Annotated in this window: 15 protein-coding genes; 9 read left to right on the top strand and 6 right to left on the bottom strand. The window is 65.7% G+C overall.

What is annotated here, in order from left to right; all coding sequences use genetic code 11:
* Positions 1-18: 18 nt before the first annotated feature.
* Both LN450_RS17415 and aptA read right to left on the bottom strand, forming a co-directional pair.
* Positions 19-873 (bottom strand): plasmid replication/partition related protein, encoded by an 855-nt coding sequence (locus LN450_RS17415; protein ID WP_039417155.1) that lies wholly within the window; start codon positions 871-873, stop codon positions 19-21.
* A 134-nt stretch (positions 874-1,007) separates the two neighbouring features.
* Complete coding sequence (gene aptA, locus LN450_RS17410) at positions 1,008-2,372, bottom strand: omega-aminotransferase AptA (RefSeq protein WP_170808552.1); 1,365 nt, start codon at positions 2,370-2,372, stop codon at positions 1,008-1,010.
* 516 nt (positions 2,373-2,888) lie between these two features.
* Here aptA and LN450_RS17405 point away from each other — a divergent pair.
* The 5 genes from LN450_RS17405 to LN450_RS17385 all read left to right on the top strand — a co-directional run bounded on the left by LN450_RS17405 (position 2,889) and on the right by LN450_RS17385 (position 9,618).
* Positions 2,889-4,568, top strand: coding sequence for an OFA family MFS transporter (locus tag LN450_RS17405; protein ID WP_008571350.1), 1,680 nt, complete (start codon positions 2,889-2,891; stop codon positions 4,566-4,568).
* A 6-nt stretch (positions 4,569-4,574) separates the two neighbouring features.
* Complete coding sequence (gene fdhD, locus LN450_RS17400; RefSeq protein WP_011347801.1) at positions 4,575-5,420, top strand: formate dehydrogenase accessory sulfurtransferase FdhD; 846 nt, start codon at positions 4,575-4,577, stop codon at positions 5,418-5,420.
* The gene (locus LN450_RS17395; RefSeq protein ID WP_011347800.1) at positions 5,417-7,765 is read left to right on the top strand and encodes an FdhF/YdeP family oxidoreductase; all 2,349 of its coding nucleotides are present in this window, start codon (positions 5,417-5,419) and stop codon (positions 7,763-7,765) included. Before fdhD ends, LN450_RS17395 begins: the two co-directional genes overlap by 4 nt.
* Positions 7,755-8,033, top strand: a complete 279-nt coding sequence (locus LN450_RS17390) for a hypothetical protein (RefSeq protein ID WP_039417506.1) — start codon at positions 7,755-7,757, stop codon at positions 8,031-8,033. The genes LN450_RS17395 and LN450_RS17390 overlap by 11 nt, the downstream gene beginning before the upstream one ends.
* A gap of 304 nt (positions 8,034-8,337) precedes the next feature.
* Positions 8,338-9,618, top strand: coding sequence for an MFS transporter (locus tag LN450_RS17385; protein ID WP_011347798.1), 1,281 nt, complete (start codon positions 8,338-8,340; stop codon positions 9,616-9,618).
* A gap of 116 nt (positions 9,619-9,734) precedes the next feature.
* Here LN450_RS17385 and LN450_RS17380 read toward each other — a convergent pair whose 3' ends face one another.
* The 4 genes from LN450_RS17380 to LN450_RS17365 all read right to left on the bottom strand — a co-directional run bounded on the left by LN450_RS17380 (position 9,735) and on the right by LN450_RS17365 (position 14,404).
* Positions 9,735-10,196, bottom strand: a complete 462-nt coding sequence (locus tag LN450_RS17380; RefSeq protein WP_005915313.1) for a bacteriohemerythrin — start codon at positions 10,194-10,196, stop codon at positions 9,735-9,737.
* A gap of 129 nt (positions 10,197-10,325) precedes the next feature.
* Positions 10,326-11,624 (bottom strand): diguanylate cyclase, encoded by a 1,299-nt coding sequence (locus tag LN450_RS17375; RefSeq protein ID WP_011347797.1) that lies wholly within the window; start codon positions 11,622-11,624, stop codon positions 10,326-10,328.
* Between the two features lie 84 nt (positions 11,625-11,708).
* Positions 11,709-13,028, bottom strand: coding sequence for an NAD(P)/FAD-dependent oxidoreductase (locus tag LN450_RS17370; RefSeq protein WP_011347796.1), 1,320 nt, complete (start codon positions 13,026-13,028; stop codon positions 11,709-11,711).
* Entirely contained in the window at positions 13,025-14,404 is a 1,380-nt protein-coding gene (locus LN450_RS17365) for a glutamine synthetase family protein (RefSeq protein WP_011347795.1), read from the bottom strand. Before LN450_RS17365 ends, LN450_RS17370 begins: the two co-directional genes overlap by 4 nt.
* A gap of 143 nt (positions 14,405-14,547) precedes the next feature.
* Here LN450_RS17365 and LN450_RS17360 point away from each other — a divergent pair, with 143 nt between their 5' ends.
* From LN450_RS17360 to LN450_RS17345, 4 genes are all read left to right on the top strand, one after another.
* Positions 14,548-15,303: a gamma-glutamyl-gamma-aminobutyrate hydrolase family protein gene (locus tag LN450_RS17360; protein WP_011347794.1), complete on the top strand. Its 756-nt coding sequence runs from the start codon at positions 14,548-14,550 to the stop codon at positions 15,301-15,303.
* 6 nt (positions 15,304-15,309) lie between these two features.
* Positions 15,310-16,695, top strand: a complete 1,386-nt coding sequence (locus tag LN450_RS17355) for a glutamine synthetase family protein (protein ID WP_008571340.1) — start codon at positions 15,310-15,312, stop codon at positions 16,693-16,695.
* A 214-nt stretch (positions 16,696-16,909) separates the two neighbouring features.
* Positions 16,910-18,277, top strand: coding sequence for an aspartate aminotransferase family protein (locus tag LN450_RS17350; protein WP_011347793.1), 1,368 nt, complete (start codon positions 16,910-16,912; stop codon positions 18,275-18,277).
* Positions 18,278-18,496: 219 nt separating this feature from the next.
* A complete protein-coding gene (locus LN450_RS17345) occupies positions 18,497-19,612 on the top strand; it encodes a polyamine ABC transporter substrate-binding protein (RefSeq protein ID WP_011347792.1) in 1,116 nt (371 codons plus the stop codon).
* Positions 19,613-19,712 lie beyond the last annotated feature (100 nt).

Genomic DNA, 19,712 nt, shown 5'->3' with positions numbered 1-19,712 from the left:
GTCGACTGTCGGGTGCACTCAGCCGCGCAGGCGTTCCAGCTGCGCCTGCAGTGCGGTCACCTTCGATTGCAGCGCGGCATTCTCGTTTTCCAGTTCGGTGACGCGGCGCTGCAGGGCCTTGATGTCGCGGCGTTCGGCTTCGCCACCTTCGGCCTCGTCGGCCTTGGGTTTGCGCTTGGCATCGCGTACACGCTTGGCGGCCTGTTTGAGTTCGGCCTTGCCGGCCTGCGCGGCGGCGCGTTGTTCGTCCTCCGACAGCGTGGCCACCGCAGCGGCGGCGCTGATCGAAATCTCGCCCGCCTTGACCGCCTGCACCACTTCCGGCGCGGCCTGCTTGTGGATGCGTTCGATCATCACCACCTGGTTGCTGCTCAGGCGCGCTTCGCGGGCCAGCTCGGCACGGCTGACCGGGGTAGAGGTTTCGTCCCACGGCGGGCTGTCGGTGTCGTCGGCGGTGTGCGTGCTGCTCTGCTCCAGACTAGTGTCCGGCTGGTCGCCGGCCACCGCCGGCGCTTCGGCAGCGGCGTCGGCGTCGCGCTGGCTGCGTTGGCGTGCGGCCAGGATCTCGCGCTTGCGCAACGCCAGTAAGCCACGCTGGAAGTCGGACACGCTGCGCCGGCCCAGGTGCTGTTCGATCATCCACAGGTGCACGTCCTGCATGGACTGGAAGCGCGGGTTCTGCACCGTCTGGAACGGCAGCCCGTGTTTCTGGCAGATACCGTAGCGGTTGTGGCCGTCCACCAGCACATCGCCCCACAGCACCAAGGCATCGCGGCAGCCTTCGGCCAGCAGGCTGCGTTCCAGCGCCTCGTGCTCGTCGGGCGTCAGCGGGTCGATATAGGCCTTGAGTTCTTCTTTGACAACGATGTTCATACGGCAACTGCTGGGATGCGGGGCGGGCATTGTAGTGAGCCGGCCCCGGCTTTGCGCGCTTGACGGCTGCCTGCATGCGTGACACGCGGGCGCCCGTCGCCGACGTTGCGGTCGTTGCCTATGGCCAGCCGAGCCTAGTCCACCTGGCGAAGCATCTTGCCCAGCGTCTCCACCATCTGCCCGATCTGCTCCGGGGTGACGATCAGCGGCGGTGACAGTGCGATGACATCGCCGGTGACGCGCACCAGCAGGCCGCCCTCGTGGAAACAGCGCTCGAAGACCTCGTAACCGCGCGCGCCCGGGGCGCCGTCGCGTGGTGCCAACTCGATCGCGCCGATCAGGCCGATGTTGCGGATGTCGATCACATGCGGCGAGCCGCGCAGGCCGTGCAGTGCGTCTTCCCACTGCAGGCCAAGCGTGATCGCGCGCGTGAACAGCTCTTCCTCGGCATAGGTGTCCAGCGTGGCAATCGCCGCTGCACAGGCCAGCGGGTGGCCGGAATAGGTATAGCCGTGAAAGAGCTCGATCGCGTTTTGCGGCCCGTGCATGAAGGCATCAAAGATCGCATCGGCCACCAGCACCGCGCCCATCGGCACGGTGCCGCTGGTCAGGCCCTTGGCGGCGGTGATGATGTCCGGGGTGACGCCGAAGCGCTGCGCGGCGAATGCGTTGCCCACGCGGCCGAAGCCGGTGATCACCTCGTCGAACACCAGCACGATGCCGTGGCGGTCGCAAATGGCGCGCAACCGCTGCAGGTAACCTTCCGGCGGCAGGATCACGCCGGCCGAACCGGACACCGGTTCGACGAACACTGCGGCGATGGTGGATGCATCGTGCAGGGTGATCAGCCGTTCCAGATCGTCGGCCAGCTCCGCGCCGTGTGCGGGCAATCCACGCGCATAGGCGTTGCGCTGCAGATCCAGCGTGTGCCGCAGATGATCGGTACCGGACAGCAGCGGGCCGAACCACTTGCGGTTGTTGGGCAGGCCGCCGATCGACATGCCGCCGAAGCCGACCCCGTGGTAAGCCTTTTCGCGGCCGATAAAACGGGTACGCTGGCCTTCGCCGCGCAACCGGTGGTAGGCCAGCACGATCTTCATCGCGCTATCCACCGCCTCCGAGCCGGAGTTGGTGAAGAACACATGGCCCAAGCCGGGCGGGGCGATTGCGGCCAGCCGCTGCGCCAGTACGAAGGGCAGCGGCGAGCCCATCTGGAAGGTCGGCGCGAAATCCAGCGTGCCGGCCTGTTCGCGAATGGCGGCCACGATGCGCTCGCGGCCATGTCCTGCATTGCAGCACCACAGGCCTGCCGTGCCGTCCAGAATCTGGCGGCCGTGGACATCGCGGTAATGCATGCCCTGCGCCGAGGCCAGCAGGCGAGGCCGTGACTTGAACTGGCGATTGGCGGTGAACGGCATCCAGAAGGCATCCAGCTGCGTCGGTGCCTGCAGCGCATCGGCGGCGTCGCTGGGAAGGTGGTGGGGCATGGCAGGCTCCATCGTGCAGGATCGCCCGACTGTACGCAGCTGGCGCCTCGGCCGTCACCTAAGATGCCGGTACGCGCACGGGAATGGCCGGCGCGTTAGTGCGTACTCCGGTAGGACGGTGCCGGGAGCGGATGATGCCGGCACCTGCCGCAGCGCTGCGCGTGCAGCCGGCGCGGGGACGGGTTTCGCGACGCGGTTGGCGAAGTGCAGACAGACTAGTCAATTAGTCGCAGCTGCGGCCGCTAACACCAAGGCACGCTTACGTGACATGGGTATGGGCGGCGCTTTGCAACACTGCAGGGCGCTGGCAAGCATTGCAAACAGGCAGGGATCGCCGATGATGCGCCAGACGACCGCCAGTTGGGCCTGGTCGGTGTCGCTGCCCATATCGCAACGCGTTATTTGATTGCAGCTATCAATCGTATTCGGAACGGCCGACAGGACGTCGCCATCGCCCGCCAGGCGTTGGTGGTAGTCCTGTCAGCCGTGTTTTCGCAGTTCATCGTTGGTTTTTTGGGGGAAATGAGAATGACGCAAGGGTCCACCGTGGCGACAGCCAGCGGCGCAGACGCCGGTTTACTGTCCAAGGAGCGCATCATTGCGCGGCCGGGGTTCAATCGTTGGTTGGTACCGCCGGCAGCACTGGCGATCCACCTGTGCATCGGCATGGCCTACGGCTTCAGCGTGTTCTGGCTGCCGTTGTCCAAGGCGCTGGGCATCACCGAGTCGATCGCATGCCCGGCCGATATGGGCCTGTTCGCACGCATGGTGGCCACCACCTGCGACTGGAAGATCAGCGAGCTGCAGTGGATGTACACGCTGTTCTTCGTGCTGCTGGGGTGCTCGGCAGCGATCTGGGGCGGCTGGCTGGAACGGGCCGGCCCGCGCAAGGCCGGCGTGGTCTCGGCGCTGTGCTGGTGCGGCGGGCTGGTGATCTCGGCAGTCGGCATCCACTTCCATCAGATCTGGATGCTGTGGCTGGGCTCGGGCGTGATCGGCGGCATCGGCCTGGGGTTGGGCTACATCTCGCCGGTGTCGACGCTGATCAAGTGGTTCCCGGACCGACGCGGTATGGCGACGGGCATGGCGATCATGGGCTTTGGCGGCGGCGCGATGATCGGCAGCCCCTTGGCCGATGCGCTGATGCGCCATTTCGCGACCCCCACCTCGGTGGGCGTGATGGAAACCTTCCTGGTGATGGCGGCGCTGTACTTCGTCTTCATGATGGCCGGCGCGTTCGGTTACCGCGTGCCGCCGAGCGGCTGGACCCCGGCCGGCTGGACCGCGCCGGTGGCCAGCAGCAACGCCATGATCACCGCCAACCACGTGCATGTGAAAAAGGTCTGGGGCATCCCGCAGTTCTGGTTGCTGTGGGGCGTGCTGTGCCTGAACGTCTCGGCCGGCATCGGCGTGATCGGCATGTCCTCGCCGATGTTGCAGGAAGTGTTCGGCGGCCGTCTGATCGGCGTGGATGTGGGCTTCGCCAGCCTGGATCCGACCCAGCTGGCCAGCATCGCGGCCATCGCGGCCGGCTTCACCGGTCTGCTCAGCCTGTTCAACATCGGCGGCCGGTTCTTCTGGGCCAGCATGTCCGACAAGCTCGGCCGCAAGAACACCTACACGCTGTTCTTCGTGCTGGGCATCTGCCTGTATGCAGCGGCGCCGTCGGCTGGCGGTATTGGCGGCATCGCGCTGTTTGCGGGCATCTTCTGCATCATCCTGTCGATGTACGGCGGCGGTTTCGCCACCATTCCGGCGTATCTGGCCGACCTGTTCGGTACCCAGATGGTCGGCGCCATCCACGGCCGGTTGCTGACTGCCTGGGCAACCGCCGGCATCCTGGGTCCGGTGGTGGTGGGTTACATGCGCGAGTACCAGCTGGCGCACGGCAGCCCGCCGTCACAGGTCTACAACACCACCATGTACATCCTTGCCGGCATGCTCGTGCTCGGCCTGATCTGCAATCTGTTGGTGCGCCCGGTGGCCGCACGTCACTTCATGACGCCCGACGAACTGGCACGCGAAAAGCAGCTGGCGCACGAAAAGGTCGACCGCACCGGGCACGGCACGATTCCACCGGAACAAATGGCGCGCATCGGTCATGGCGGCAACCCCGCGCTGGTCGCGTTTGCCTGGCTGGCGGTGGGTATCCCGATGCTGTTCGGTATCTGGGTCACGCTGCAAAAAGCCTTCGTGCTGTTCCATTGAGGTGAGATGACCAGTCCGTCTTCCCGCTCCGTGCGTCCGGGCAGTGTGGTACGCACGGTCCGTCGCCATCGAGGCGGCCGCAGCGCCACGGTGCAGGACATGGTGGCGGCCGAAATGCCGGTCGCCTTCATCTACAACGGCGTGCCGTTCGCGGTGATGATGGCCACGCCGGAGGACCTGGAGGATTTCGCACTGGGGTTCTCGTTGAGCGAAGGCATCGTCGATCACGCGCAGGACTTGCGCGTGATCGCGGTGGAGACGTTTCTGGAAGGCGCTTCGCTGCAAATAGAAATCCCGCCCGAGCGCGCAGCCGCGTTGGACCAACGGCGGCGCAATCTGGACGGGCGCAGCGGTTGCGGGGTGTGCGGCAACGAGTCCATCGAAGCGGTGCTGCGTGTGCCGCCGGTGCTGCACTCGTCGCTGCAGATCGACGTGGATGCCTTGGCGCATGCGCTGGATGCGCTGCATGCACGGCAGCCCATCGCCGCGCAGACCGGCGCCGTGCACGCGGCTGCTTGGGCCGATGCGCAGGGCAATGTGCAGCTGGTCCGCGAAGACGTGGGCCGGCATAACGCGTTGGATAAATTGATCGGTGCATTGGCGCGCGCGCGCATCGATGCATCGCACGGGTTCGCGGTGGTCACCAGCCGCGCCAGTTACGAAATGGCCATGAAAGCCGCGCAGGCCCGAATTCCGCTGCTCGCAGCGATTTCGGCGCCAACTGCGCTGGCGATCAGCCTGGCCGAGAGTGCGGGACTGACCCTGATCGGGTTTGCCCGCGATCACGATTGTGTCGTTTACAGCCATCCGCAGCGCCTGGATCTGGGCGTTGCGGTGGGAGAGCCCGCATGAGCAAGAAAACCATCAAGCAATACGACAATCCCGCGGGCGGCTGGGGCGCATTGCGCTCGGTGGCCAAGCACCTGATGGAACAGGACATCGCCGTGCAGGGCGCCAAGACGCTGCTGCACGCCAACCAGCCGGACGGTTTCGACTGCCCCGGTTGTGCCTGGCCGGATCGCGACCACACGTCCACGTTCGAATTCTGCGAAAACGGCGCCAAGGCCGTGGCGGCCGAGTCCACCGCACGTCGCGCCGGGCCGGAGCTGTTCGCTTCGCACACCGTCAGCCTGCTGTCGCAATACAGCGATTACTGGTTGGAAGGGCAGGGTCGCCTGACCCACCCGATGCGCTACGACGCTGCGACCGACCACTACGTGCCGGTGAGCTGGGACGATGCCTTTGCGCAGATCGCGCGGCATCTCAATGGCCTGGCAACGCCGGATGAGGCGATCTTCTACACCTCCGGGCGCACCAGCAACGAGGCAGCGTTCCTGTATCAGTTGTTCGTGCGCGAGTTCGGCACCAACAATTTCCCCGATTGCTCCAACATGTGCCATGAGCCCTCCGGCACCGCGCTGCGGTCGCAGATCGGCGTGGGCAAGGGCACGGTGTCGCTGCACGATTTCGAGCTGGCCGACGCCATCTTCATCTTCGGGCAGAACCCGGGCACCAATCATCCGCGCATGCTGGGCGAGTTGCGTCAGGCCTCCAAGCGCGGTGCGGCGATTGCGGCGTTCAACCCGCTGCGCGAGCGCGGGCTGGAAAAGTTCGCCGACCCGCAGGACAAGCTGGAGATGTTGCACAACGGCTCCACGCGCATCGCTTCGGATTATTTCCAGCTCAAGATCGGCGGCGACCTGGCTGCGGTGAAGGGCATCATCAAGCACGTGCTGGAGCGCGATGCGCAGGCGCAGCGCGATGGCACGCCGCGCTTGCTGGACCTGGAGTTCATCCAGGCGCACACCGCCAATTTCGAGGCGTTCGCTGCCGACGTGCACGCGGAGCGCTGGGACACCATCGTCGAAGAATCCGGGCTGGACGAAACCGCGCTGCGCAAGGCCGGCGAGATCTATCTCAATGCCGAGCGCGTGATTGCCTGCTGGGGCATGGGCATCACCCAGCACAAGCATTCGGTGGCGACCATCCACATGATCACCAACCTGCTGCTGCTGCGCGGCAACCTGGGCCGGCCCGGCGCGGGCGTCTGCCCGGTGCGCGGGCACAGCAACGTGCAGGGCGACCGCACGATGATGATCTATGAAAAGCCGCCGGCCGCGTTCCTGGACAAGCTGCAATCGGTGTTCGGTTTCGCGCCCCCGCGCGCAGACGGGTTCGATACCGTGGGTGCGATCGAGGCGATGCTGGATGGGCGGGGCAAGGTGTTCTTCGCGATGGGCGGCAATTTTGCTGCCGCCACGCCGGATACCGATGCCACGCACCGCGCGTTGCGCAACTGCGAATTGACCGTGCATGTCACCACCAAGCTCAATCGCAGCCACCTGGTGCATGGGCGCGATGCGTTGATCCTGCCGTGTCTTGGGCGCACCGAGATCGACATCCAGGATGCCGGCGCACAAGGCGTGACGGTGGAAGATTCGATGAGCATGGTGCACCTGTCGGCCGGCATCAATCCGCCGGCCTCGCCGGACCTGCTGTCGGAACCGGCGATCGTGGCGCGCATGGCCGAAGCCACGCTGGGCGCACGCAGCGCGATCCGCTGGCGCTGGCTGGTGGGCGATTACGACCGCGTGCGCGATCTCATCGCGCAGGTGTTTCCGGACTTTGCCGGGTTCAACGAACGCGTGCGTACGCCGGGTGGGTTCCGTTTGTCCAATACCGCGCGCGACCGCAACTGGGTCACACCTGAGCAGCGTGCGGTGTTCAAGCCGCATGCGGTGCCCACCGACAATCCCATCCACCGAGCGCGCCGCAGCCACGCCGAGCAGATGGTGTTTACGCTGGCCACCACGCGTTCGCACGATCAGTACAACACCACCATCTATGGGTTGGACGACCGCTATCGCGGTGTGTTCGGCGAGCGCCGCGTGCTGTTCATCAATGGGGCGGATATCGCGGCGTTGAACATGAAGGCGGGCGATTGGGTGGACCTGGAAAGCCTGTGCGAGGACGGCGTGCGCCGCGAGGCGCGGCGTTTCCTGTTGGTGGACTACAACATCCCGCGTGGCTGCCTGGCCGCGTACTACCCGGAAACCAATGCGCTGGTGCCGTTGTCCAGTTTCGCCGACGAGGCGCGTACGCCGACCTCCAAGTCGATTCCGGTCATCGTGCTGCCGCACCGCGCCGAAACCGCCAATGCGGCGCCGCGCGATATCGGAGCGGTGCTTGTCCGCTGATCCACAGCTCACCGTGCAGCTGCTGCATGCGCTTGCCGACGCGCCCGGTGGCGTGTCGCTGGCCCGGCTATGCAAGCACCTGGGCGTGCGCATGAGCGTGCTGCTGCGCACGCTCGCCTGGTTGGGGACGGCGAACCTGGACGGCCAGCCGGGTCCGGATTGGGTGCGCGTGGAAGATCGCGGCGAGCGGCAGTTTGCAGTACTGACGCCGGTTGGTTTGGCCGAGCATGCGCAGCGATCAGCTGCGCAAACGTTGCAGGGCAGTTGAGCGAGCTTCTCGCTGATTGATTGAAAGCTCTGCAGACCGACCAACTCAACTGGCCCTTGCCGGCCCATCGTCGCGGGACCCTTGGCGGCATGGGTGCCCGCCACGGAGCCTACAAGTGCGTACCTGCGGCGTGTCCTGCGATGGTGGGCGCGCAAGGGCCTGCAGCAAACGCGAAGACCTCGCACCTTGCAGGCTGAGCAGTTGACGATCTCCGGCTACGCGTTGCCGGACACCTCTCCTGTGCGCAAAGCAGTGCCGCGATCTGCCAGAATCGGCCGTCTTGCTTCCCGGATGCCGATCAACCATGACTGCCGCTGCGCCGCTTGCCGCACCCAACAATTCACATGGGCGCGTGCTGTTCGCCAGCCTGATCGGCACCACCATCGAGTTCTTCGATTTCTATATCTACGCCACCGCCGCAGTGCTGGTATTTCCCACGCTGTTCTTTCCCGCCGGCGATGGCAGTGCGGCGATGTTGCAGTCGTTGGCGACCTTTGCGGTCGCGTTTGTCGCGCGGCCGGTGGGCTCGGCGGTGTTCGGTCACTTCGGCGACCGGGTAGGGCGCAAGGCCACGCTGGTGGCAGCGCTGCTGACGATGGGTTTGTCCACCGTGGCCATCGGCCTGCTGCCCAGTTACGCGCAGATCGGCGTGTTTGCGCCTGCGTTGCTGGCGTTATGCCGCTTCGGCCAGGGGTTGGGCCTGGGCGGCGAGTGGGGCGGGGCGGTGCTGCTGGCCACCGAGAACGCGCCGCCGGGCAAGCGGGTGTGGTACGGCATGTTTCCGCAACTGGGCGCGCCGCTGGGGTTCTTGTTGTCCACCGGCACCTTTCTGGGCATGGGCGCAGTGCTGGACGATGCGCAGTTCATGCGGTGGGGATGGCGCGTGCCGTTTTTGGCCAGTGCGCTGCTGGTCCTGACGGGGCTGTGGGTGCGCCTGAGCATCACCGAGACGCCCGATTTCCAGAAGACGCTGGACCGCAAGACGCGTGTCAGGCTGCCGCTGGGCACCGTGGTCGCGCAGCATTGGCCGGCGCTGATCGTCGGCACGCTGGGCGCGTTCGCCACCTTCGTGCTGTTTTATCTGATGACGGTGTTCGCGCTCGGCTATGGCACCAAGACGCTGGGCTACGACAAGGAACAATTCCTGTTGTTGCAGATGGCCGGCATCGTGTTTTTTGCGCTCGGCATTCCGCTGTCGGCCAAGTTTGGCGACCGGCACGGCGCGCCGCTGGCGATGATGCTGGCCAGCATCGCCATCGTGGCATTCGGCCTGGCGTTTGCGCCGCTGTTTCAGGCCAGTCACCCGTTGCAGGTGCTGGCGTTCCTGTCGCTGGGATTTTTCTTCATGGGCCTGACCTATGGTCCCTGCGGCACGTTGCTGGCCGAGCTGTATCCCACCGAGGTGCGCTACACCGGCGCATCGCTGTCGTTCAATCTGGCCAGCATCCTGGGCGCGGCGCCGGCGCCCTACGTGGCCACGCAACTGGCGGCCAGTTACGGCGTGCAATCGGTAGGGTATTACCTGGGCGGGGCGGCCGTGCTGAGCCTGATGGCGCTGGTCGTGGCGCGGCGCTGGCGTCGCTGAGCGCAGATCGCAACGGTTGATGGAGTCTGCGATCGTGCAGCAACGCGGCGGCCCACGATGACGCGATGGCGCGCGCTTCGGTGCGCTGCTGCAGAGCCGAGGCGTTGATCTGGCTGCTAGCCGAAGATCCGCTTGAGCGTGCGGCCCAGCCAGCCACCATGCTGATGGGTGCGCGAAAACCGGTCCAGGTGTGCGATCACCTGCGGTGCGTAGGCCTGATCGTCACCGCGAATATGGTTGAACAGCCAGCGTGAGAGCATGTTGCGCAGTTCGTCGCTGACGTCTTCGCCGGCCTGGAAGCGCAGGCGGTATTCGCCGACACGCTTCCCGAACACCGCATGCACGCGCTGGTGGGCCTGGCTGAAGGGATAGCCGGCTTCCTGCATCAGTTCTTCTTCGAAGGCGAAGTGCGAGAGCGTGTAATCGATCAGTTCGTCGATCACCTCCGCCACTGCCAGTTGCTGCAGACTGGTCTGCGCAACATGCAGCTGATTGATCATGTCCACAATGCGCCGGTGTTGATGATCGATGACCTCGATCCCGGTGTTGAGGTCGTCCTGCCAGACCAGCAGTGCCATCGAAGTACCTTGCCCAATGCGATGGGCATACGGTAAGCCGCGCGCGCCGGCAGTGCGTTGATCTGGATCAAGGCATGTCGGCAGGCGCGTCATCCGCACGCGCCGCTTGGGCCTGCAGGCGACGCTGGATCAGCTTGCCAGACGCACCTGGTTACGGCCGCCGGCCTTGGCCAGATACAGGTGCTTGTCCGCTTCGTTCAGCAGGTAATGCAGCGATTGGTCGCTTTCGCTGGCGATGCATACGCCGATGCTCACCGTCATGCTCAACGTCTCGTCTCCCACGCGCACGCGCAAGGCGCTGATGCGTTCGCGCAGGGTTTCGAAATAGCTGGTGGCATTGGCCGCATCCAGCCCGGGCACCAGCAGGCAGAACTCTTCGCCGCCGAAGCGTGCGACCAGGTCTTGCGGCCGCGCATGCCCGGACACCGAAGCGGCCACGGCACGCAATGCCTGGTCGCCGGCTTCGTGGCCCCAGGTGTCGTTGATGTGCTTGAAATGGTCGATATCCACCATCGCCGCGGTCACCGTCTGGTCCTGCAACAGCAGCTTGGGAATGACGCGCTGGCTCTGTTCCAGAAAGTAGCGCCGGTTGGGCAGGCCGGTGAGGAAGTCGCGGGTGGCCAGATCCTGCAGCGTGCCGATCAGTTCCAACTGGTCCACGTTTTGCGATACGCGGCAGAAGAATTCTTCGCGCGAGAAGGGTTTGCGCAGGAAGTCGTTGGCGCCGTTCTTCAGGAAACGCGGAATCAGCGACGAATCGCTATTGCCGGAAATGCCGATCACCGCCACCTTGTCACGCGAGCGGATCGCGCGCAGCCGGCGGGTGAATTCCACGCCATCCATCCCAGGCATTTCCTGGTCGACGATGGTCAGGCGGATGCCGGGGTCGCGTTCGATGGCGTCCAGTCCGGCAGCGCCGTCGGCCGCCAGCACCACGCGGTAGCCGTACATGGACAGCAGCGCGCCGGCATAGGTGCGTGCCGACAGCGAGTCGTCCACCACCAGGGCGGCGATCCGGCGATTGCGCTCCAGGCGCTGCACCAGCCATGCCAGGTATTCGATGCTGCCCGGTGCATTTTTCAGCACGTAATCGATGATCTGCTGCTGCAGCACGCGCTGGCGCAGGTCTTCGTCGTACACGCCGCTGACCACCACGGTGGGCAGTTTGCGCGAGAGAAAGAATTCCACAACCTTGTCGCGGTCGCCGTCCACCAGTACCAGGCCGGTGAGGACCAGGAACCAGCCGTCCTCTTCGTCGAGCACGCGCGCGGCTTCGGCCAGGGTCGAGACGACCGTGACCGGGAGTTCCACGCGTTGCTCGATGGCTTCGCGCAGCATGCTGGTGAACGTGCGCGAGTTCTCCACCAACAGCACGCGCTGCGGCAGAACTGCACTTTCACTATTGCGATGTAGGGTACCTGGGGACATCGGCTGGCCGTCTGGATCGAACCGTCAGGTCAGCTAACGGCCCTGCTCGCCAAAACTTGAGCACCACGTTCCAAAGCGTGGCGCTCACCACAGCGCATCGCGCAGCCGATACCAGCTCATCGCCGCCACCAGTAGCGGGGTCCGTAGCCGCCGCCCGCCGGGGAACGGGCGGTGCGGAATGCGTTCGAACACGTCCAGGCGCCGGCTCTGGCCGGCGATGGCCTCGGCAATGACCTGGCCGGCCAGGCCGGTGGCCGCCACGCCATGTCCGGAAAAGCCCTGTGCGAAGTACAGATTGGGCGCCAGCCGGCCCCAGTGCGGCGCACGGTTGCGCGAGATGTCCACGTAGCCGCCCCACAGCGTTTCCAGCGGCACGTCGTGCAGCTGCGGGAATACCGTATGCATGCGCTGGGTCATCAGGCGCTGCAAGCCCGCAGGCGGACGCGAGGAGTAACTGGCGCGCCCACCGAACAGCAGGCGGTGATCGGCACTGAGCCGATAGTAATCCAGTGCCCAGTTGGTATCGGCCACCGCCATGTCGTTGGCGATCAGGGCGCGTGCACGCGCCTGGCCCAGCGGCGGCGTGGCGCCGACATAGGTGCCGACCGGCATGATGCGCTGCTCCAGCGTCGGGGCGATGCCGCGCAGCAGTGCATTGCCGGCGATCACACCGAACGCGGCAGTCACGTTGCCGTGGGCGGTATGCATCACCACGCGCGCGCCGGGCCGCTGCCTGGTCACGGCCGAGTCCTCGTAGATGCGCACGCCGGCGGCCAGCGCGGCCCGCGCCAGGCCCAGTGCATAGGCCAGCGGCTGCAGATGGCCGCTGGCAGGGTCGAACATGGCGCCCAGGTACAGCGGGCTGTCCAGCACCTGGCGGGTGCGTGCGCGGTCCCACCATTGCAGCGGGTAGTCGTAGCGTTCGGCCATGCGCACGATGCCGTGTTGCAGCGCCTGCACCTGACGCGGCTTCAGCGGCACATGCGCGTGGCCGTCGCGCCAGTCGCAGGCGATGGCATGGCGCGCGATGCGCTCCCGCAGCAGGCGCATGCCGTCGCGCGAGAAATCGAACAACAGGCGAGCATCGTCGTTGCCGACCAGCGCTTCCAGCGTTTCCTGCTCGCACCCATAGCCAACGATGGCTTGGCCGCCATTGCGCCCGGACGCGCCCCAGCCCACACGCCGGGCTTCCAGCACGATGACGGCGTAACCGGCCTCGGCCAGCGCCAGCGCGGCGGCGAGGCCGGTATAGCCACCGCCGAGAATGCAGACGTCGGCGTGCTCGGCGCCTTGCAGGCGCGGTTGTTGGGGCAGGCCCGGCGTGCTGCGTGCGTACCAGCTGTCCGGATACCCATTGCCCGCTGAATCGCTGTGCGGCGGTGGCGCGTGGGGGGAAGCCATCACACGGTGCGCAGGTACCGCGCGTAATCCAGGTCGGGGACCTGCGCCTGGTAGTCGAGCAGCTCGCGTTGCTTCTGCTGGCCGAATACGTGCTGGAACTGCATGCCGAACTGCTCGGCGATGAAGTCGCTGCCGAGGAACGCATCCACCGCGCCTTGCCAGCTGCGCGGGGTGAACACCGACTGCGCGTACGCATTGCCGGTGATCGCCGCGGTGGGTTCGGCCGGCTGCCGCAGGCCGTCCAGCATCGCGGCCAGCACGGCTGCAGCGGCCAGATACGGGTTGGCATCGGCACCGGCAATGCGGTGTTCGATGCGGGTGTTGTGCGCATCGCTGTGCGGGATGCGCAGCGCCACGGTGCGGTTGTTGAAACCCCAGCTTGCATCCAGTGGCACGAACGCGTTGCTGACGAAGCGGCGATAGCTGTTGGCATGCGGGGCGAACATCAGGAGCGAGGCATCCGCATGCCGCTGCAGCCCGGCGATGGCGTGGCGTAGCGGCTGCGCAGGCGCGTCGGCGGCGCTGGCCAGCACGTTGTGCCCGGCGGCATCGAGCAGGCTCACATGCAGATGCAGGCCGCTGCCGGCCTGGCCGGGGAAAGGCTTGGCCATGAAGCTGGCCAGCTTGCCCTGCTGCTGCGCAATGGCTTTGATGGTGCGCTTGAGCAGAATTGCCTCGTCGCAGGCGGCCACCGCATCGGCACGGTGGTGCAGATTGATTTCGAACTGGCCGGGAGCGTACTCGGCCACGGCGGTGTCGGCCGGAATGCCTTGCTGTCTGCAAGCGGCGGTGACCGCATCGGTGAAACCACGCTGGTCGTCCAGATCCTGCAGCGAATACACCTGCGTGCTGTTGCTGCGTTCGCCGGTGATCGGGTCGCGCGGGGTCTGCGGGCGCCCCTGTGCATCGGCGATGGCGTCGAACAGGTAAAACTCCAGCTCCACTGCGATGACCGGGGTCAGGCCGAGTGCGCCAAACCCCTGCAACACGCGCTGCAACACCGCACGCGGGGCGACTTCGAACAGCGCGCGTTCGGGGGTATGCATCGCCAGCAGCAGTTGCGCCATCGGCCTTGGCGCCCAGGGCACCGGGCGTAGTGAGCCTTCGATCGGCCGGCAGATGCGGTCGGCGTCGCCGATCGCGTAGCCAAGCCCGGTTTCTTCCACCGTGTTGCCGGTAATGTCGGTGGCGATCAGCGACATCGGCAGGCACACGCCCTCGCGATACACCTTGCCCAGGGCCTCGGCGGTCACCCGCTTGCCGCGCAGCACGCCGTTGGTGTCGGGCAATAACAGATCGACAGACTCGCACCCGGCGATGCGAGAGAGGGTGTGGGCATCGGCAGCCGGCAGGGAGGCGATGGAGTTTTCGGAAGCCATGGGCAACACCTGCGAAGTCGCCACGCAGCGTAGCAAAGCGCGCGTGAGTAATCGCAAGCGCAGTGGCACGCTTGGCAATGCCGGCAATGGCGCGGTAACTTCGAGCGTATCGACGTTCCACCGAACGTATCGGATTTTTGCGTATGGCAGTCGTTCCGCTGGTCGGCCTGCCGACCGATCGCATCCTGCAAGGGCCTCACCCGTTTCTGGCTGCCGGCGAGAAGTACATCCGCGCGGTGATCGAGGCAGCCGCCGCGATGCCGGTGCTGTTGCCCAGCCTGCAGCCGGCATTGGATGCAGGCGCGTGGCTGGAGCGGCTGGATGGGCTGTTGTTGACCGGGGCGGTCAGCAATGTGGAGCCGCATCACTACAGTGACGAGCCCAGCTGGGAAGGCAACCCGCACGACCCGGCGCGCGATGCCACCATCCTTGCGCTCATCCCGCAGGCGCTTGCGCGTGGCCTGCCGGTGCTGGCGATCTGCCGCGGGCTGCAGGAGGTCAATGTGGCACTGGGCGGGCGCCTGCATCAGCGCGTGCACGACGTGCCCGGCCTGGCCGACCACCGGGAAGACCGCGGCACACCGATAGACATGCAATATGGCCCGGCGCATGTGGTGCACCTGCATCCCGGCGGCTGGCTGGCGGGCATGAGCGATAGCGCCCAGGTCTGGGTCAATTCCCTGCACGGGCAGGGCATTGCCACGCTGGCTGAGGGGTTGTTGATCGAAGCCACCGCGCCGGACGGGCTGATCGAAGCGTTCCGCGGCTCCGGCCCGGGGTTTCTGCTGGCAGTGCAGTGGCATCCGGAATGGCGTGTCACACAGCATCCGTTCTACCGTGCCATCTTTCAGGCCTTCGGCGAGGCCTGTCGCCAATACGCCGCGCGACGCGGCAAGTGAGGTTGCATGTCCATCCGCACGCGTTCGCGCAAGACCCCGTCCAAGCAGCCGGAGAGCGCGCTGCGCCGCTGGCTGAAGGAGCGCAGCATCACCGAGGTGGAATGCCTGGTGCCGGACATTACCGGCAACGCGCGCGGCAAGATCATTCCCGCCGACAAGTTCTCGCATGACTACGGGACGCGCCTGCCGGAAGGCATCTTCGCCACCACCGTGACCGGCGATTTCCCCGACGATTATTACGCGCTCACCTCACCGTCGGATTCGGACATGCATCTGCGCCCGGATGCCAGCACCGTGCGCATGGTGCCGTGGGCGGCCGACCCCACCGCGCAGGTCATCCACGACTGCTATACCAAGGATGGCCAGCCGCACGAACTTGCCCCGCGCAACGTGCTGCGCCGCGTGCTGGACGCCTATGCCCAGGCCAAGCTGCAACCGGTGGTGGCACCGGAACTGGAGTTCTTCCTGGTGCAGAAAAATACCGACCCCGACTTCCCGTTGTTGCCGCCGGCAGGGCGCTCCGGGCGGCCGGAAACGGCGCGGCAGTCGTACTCGATCGACGCGGTCAACGAGTTCGACCCCATCCTGGACCTGATGTACGACTACTGCGATGCGATGGAGCTGGACGTGGACACGCTGATCCACGAATCCGGCGCCGCGCAGTTGGAAGTCAACTTCACCCATGCCGACCCGATGTCGCGCGCGGACCAGGTGTTCCTGTTCAAGCGCACCATGCGCGAAGCCGCGCTGCGGCACGGTGTGTATGCCACGTTCCTGGCCAAACCAATGGAAACCGAGCCAGGCAGTGCGATGCATATCCACCAGAGCCTGTTGCATGCCGGCACCGGCAAGAACGTGTTCAGCGGCAAGCGCGAGGGCGGTTTCAGCGATACCTTCGCGCATTATCTGGGCGGCTTGCAGAAATACATTCCGATGGCGATGGGCCTGCTGGCGCCCAACGTCAATTCATACCGGCGGTTGATGTTCGGCGAGGTGTCGCCGAGCAATGTGCTGTGGGGCTTCGACAACCGCACCTGCGGGCTGCGCGTGCCCATCGATGCGCCGCAGAACATGCGGGTGGAAAGCCGCTTTGCCGGCTCCGACGCCAACCCGTATCTGGCCATGGCAGCGACCTTGGCCTGCGGGTTATTGGGGATCGGCGAAAAGCTCGAACCGACCGCGCCGATCAGCAGCAATGGCAAGGAGCAGGGCTACGATTTGCCGCGCTCGCTGGGCGAAGCGCTGGATGAACTGGAAGGCTGCGAGGCGTTGCAGGAGATGTTGGGGCGGCGGTTCGTGCGCGCATACATCTCGGTGAAGCGAAAAGAGTACGAGACGTTTTTCCGGGTCATCAGTTCGTGGGAACGGGAGTTCTTGTTGTTGAATGTGTGAGGCGTTCTTGCATCTCACGCGCGTGCTGTGTTCCTTCTCCTCCCGGGAAAACTGCCCGAAGGATGGATGAGGGCAACCTCGGCGGCAACGGAAGTTCTCGCGGCCAAGCTGCCTGCCGGGTGTGCAAGCGATTGGCCGGGCGTTCTGCAAAACCGTCCACGGTCCGGCAACAGGGCCTGGGTATGCTTGTAACCCCTCACGCGCGGAGCAGGTCGTGGATCCTTCGGTGCTCAAGGCGTTGCAGCGGCTCGACGCCGCCCATCATCTGCATCCGTTCAACGACAACGCGGCATTGGCGCACAAGGGCACGCGCATCCTGACGCGCGGTGAGGGCGTGTACGTGTGGGATGCCGACGGCAATCAGTTTCTGGATGCGTTCGGCGGACTGTGGTGCGTCAATGTCGGCTACGGGCGCGAGGAACTGGCGCAGGCAGCGGCGCGTCAGATGGAGCAGCTGGCCTACTACAACAGCTTCTTCCAGTGCACCACCGAACCCACCATCCGGCTGGCGGCCAAGCTGGCGGCGTTGGCGCCGGGCGATTTGAATCATGCGTTCTTCGCCAACTCCGGGTCCGAGGCCAACGACACCATCCTGCGCCTGGTGCGGCATTTCTGGGCCGTGCAGGGGCAGCCGCAAAAACGCATCTTCATCGGCCGCCACGATGGCTATCACGGCACCACCATGGCCGGCGCCAGCCTGGGCGGCATGAAGGGGATGCACCGGCAGGGCGGGTTGCCGATTGCCGATATCCATCACATCGCACCGCCGTATCACTTCGGCGATGGCGGGCAGATGGATCCGGAGGACTACGGGTTGCTGGCGGCACGTCGTCTGGAGGACAAGATTCTGGAACTCGGCCCCGAACATGTGGCTGCGTTCATCGGTGAGCCGATCATGGGCGCGATCGGCGTCTATATCCCACCGCGCAGTTACTGGCCGGAAATCGAGCGGATTTGTCGGCGCTACGACGTCCTGCTGGTCGCCGATGAAGTGATCTGCGGTTTCGGCCGCACCGGCGAGTGGTTCGGTGCGGAGTACTTCGGCTTCCAGCCCGACGTGATGACGCTGGCCAAAGGCATCACCTCCGGCTACATCCCGCTGGCGGCAGCCATGTTCAACGACCGCGTGGCCGGTGTACTCAAGACCCAAGGCGGCGAGCTGGCGCACGGTGGTACCTATGCCGGGCATCCGGTGTGCGCGGCGGTGGCGCTGGAAAACCTGCGCCTGCTGCAGGACGAGGGCATTGTCGAGACCGCGCGCACGCAGGTTGCGCCGTACCTGGCGCAGCGCTGGGCCGCCCTGGGCGAGCACCGGTTGGTGGGCGAGGCACGCATCGCCGGGCTGGTCGGGGCGCTGGAGCTGGTGCCGGACAAGCAGCGCCGTGGTGCGTATTTCCCCGGGCGCGGGCGGGTAGGGGCGATGTGTCGCGATTTCGCGCTGCGCCGCGGGCTGATCCTGCGCGCGACCTACGATGCCATGCTGCTGTCGCCGCCGTTGATCATTACCCGGGAGCAGGTCGACGAACTGTTCGACAAGGCCTGGGCCGCGCTGGACGACACCGCGCACGCCTTGGGTCGATAGCTCCTGCACAAGTCGTCCCACCGCACGGCAGCGGGCAGTGACGAGGTCGGTGAGCACGCATGCGCGCAGCGGTGCCTTCGTGGCGGCTGCCGCGCTGGTCAGCCGGCAAGGTCGGTCCGTGCCGGTCCCGCTGCGCTGGGCAAACCCGGGCGTGGTGAGTAGGCTGGGAAGAGACCGGATTCGATACCGGCCGCCCCATCGCGCTGCCTGGAGACCCACATGACGCTGCGACTGCTCACCCTGACGCTGTCCATCACCCTGTTGTCCGGCTGTGGCGGCGCTGGCGCGCCCGGCAAGACCGACGCGCAGGCCAAGGTGCTCAACGTCTACAACTATTCCGATTACATCGCCGAGGACACCATTCCCGGGTTCGAAAAGAGCACCGGCATCAAGGTCACCTACGACGTCTTCGACAGCGACGAAATGGTGGAAACCAAGTTGCTGGCCGGCGGCAGCGATTACGACGTGGTGGTGCCCACGCTGAACTTCTTCGGCCGGCAGATCCAGGCCGGCGTCTTCCTGCCGCTGGACAAGAGCAAGATCCCCAATCTGGTCAATCTGGATCCGGACGTGATGCGCCGCATCGCCGCGCAGGACCCGAACAATGCCTATGGCGTGCCGTACATGATCGGCACCACCGGCATCGGCTACAACGTCGACAAGCTCAAGGCGATCTTCGGCAACACCGATGTCGCCAACAGCTGGGATCTGGTGTTCAAGCCGGAGAATCTGTCCAAACTCAAGGACTGCGGCGTGACCATCCTGGACACGCCTTCGGACATGATTCCGATTGCGCTCAATTATCTCGGGCTCGATCCGCACAGCACGGCGCCGGCCGAGATCGAAAAGGCCGCCGCGCTGATCAAGGCCATTCGCCCGTACGTGCAGAACTTCCACTCCAGCCAGTACGTGACCTCGCTGGCCAACGGCAATACCTGCCTGGCGGTGGGCTGGTCCGGCGACATCATCCAGGCGCGCGACCGTGCCGTGGAAGCCGGCAACAACATCAAGGTGGCTTACGCCATTCCGAAGGAAGGCGCGCCGCAGTGGTTCGACATGCTGGCCATTCCCAAGGATGCCAAGCACCCTGACAACGCCTACGCCTTCATCAATTATCTGTTGAAGTCGGACGTGGCCGCGGCCAACACCAACTTCATCCATTACGCCAACCCGGTGCGCACGGCCACGCCGTTGGTGGATGCGGCGATCCGCAACGACCCCACCATCTACCCGCCGCCGGAAGTGACGGCCAAGATGTTTACCTACGCGATCAATCCGCCGGACGTGGACCGGCTGTACACGCGGCTGTGGACCGAGATCAAGACCGGGCATTGACCGGCTGCGTCGGCGGCGGGTGCTGCGCCCGAGCGCAGTGCGGCCCCGTGCGACGGCTCCTCCCACGGGCCACGCGCATGGCGTGGGAATGGCACCGTCG

The organism is Xanthomonas euvesicatoria pv. euvesicatoria (assembly GCF_020880415.1).
GTDB classification, from domain to species: Bacteria; Pseudomonadota; Gammaproteobacteria; order Xanthomonadales; family Xanthomonadaceae; genus Xanthomonas; species Xanthomonas euvesicatoria.
The sequence above is the reverse complement of the archived record's forward strand: the minus strand, read 5'-3'. Positions and strand labels throughout refer to the sequence as shown.

Bases quoted from the DNA above. Each gene is read 5' to 3' on its own strand.
- LN450_RS17405 (WP_008571350.1), top strand. From the start codon at position 2,889: ATGACGCAAGGGTCCACCGTGGCGACAGCCAGCGGCGCAGACGCCGGT.
- fdhD (WP_011347801.1), top strand. From the start codon at position 4,575: ATGACCAGTCCGTCTTCCCGCTCCGTGCGTCCGGGCAGTGTGGTACGC.
- LN450_RS17415 (WP_039417155.1), bottom strand. From the start codon at position 873: ATGAACATCGTTGTCAAAGAAGAACTCAAGGCCTATATCGACCCGCTG.
- LN450_RS17395 (WP_011347800.1), top strand. From the start codon at position 5,417: ATGAGCAAGAAAACCATCAAGCAATACGACAATCCCGCGGGCGGCTGG.
- LN450_RS17355 (WP_008571340.1), top strand. From the start codon at position 15,310: ATGTCCATCCGCACGCGTTCGCGCAAGACCCCGTCCAAGCAGCCGGAG.
- aptA (WP_170808552.1), bottom strand. From the start codon at position 2,372: ATGGAGCCTGCCATGCCCCACCACCTTCCCAGCGACGCCGCCGATGCG.
- LN450_RS17365 (WP_011347795.1), bottom strand. From the start codon at position 14,404: ATGGCTTCCGAAAACTCCATCGCCTCCCTGCCGGCTGCCGATGCCCAC.
- LN450_RS17375 (WP_011347797.1), bottom strand. From the start codon at position 11,624: ATGTCCCCAGGTACCCTACATCGCAATAGTGAAAGTGCAGTTCTGCCG.
- LN450_RS17360 (WP_011347794.1), top strand. From the start codon at position 14,548: ATGGCAGTCGTTCCGCTGGTCGGCCTGCCGACCGATCGCATCCTGCAA.
- LN450_RS17345 (WP_011347792.1), top strand. From the start codon at position 18,497: ATGACGCTGCGACTGCTCACCCTGACGCTGTCCATCACCCTGTTGTCC.
- LN450_RS17385 (WP_011347798.1), top strand. From the start codon at position 8,338: ATGACTGCCGCTGCGCCGCTTGCCGCACCCAACAATTCACATGGGCGC.
- LN450_RS17380 (WP_005915313.1), bottom strand. From the start codon at position 10,196: ATGGCACTGCTGGTCTGGCAGGACGACCTCAACACCGGGATCGAGGTC.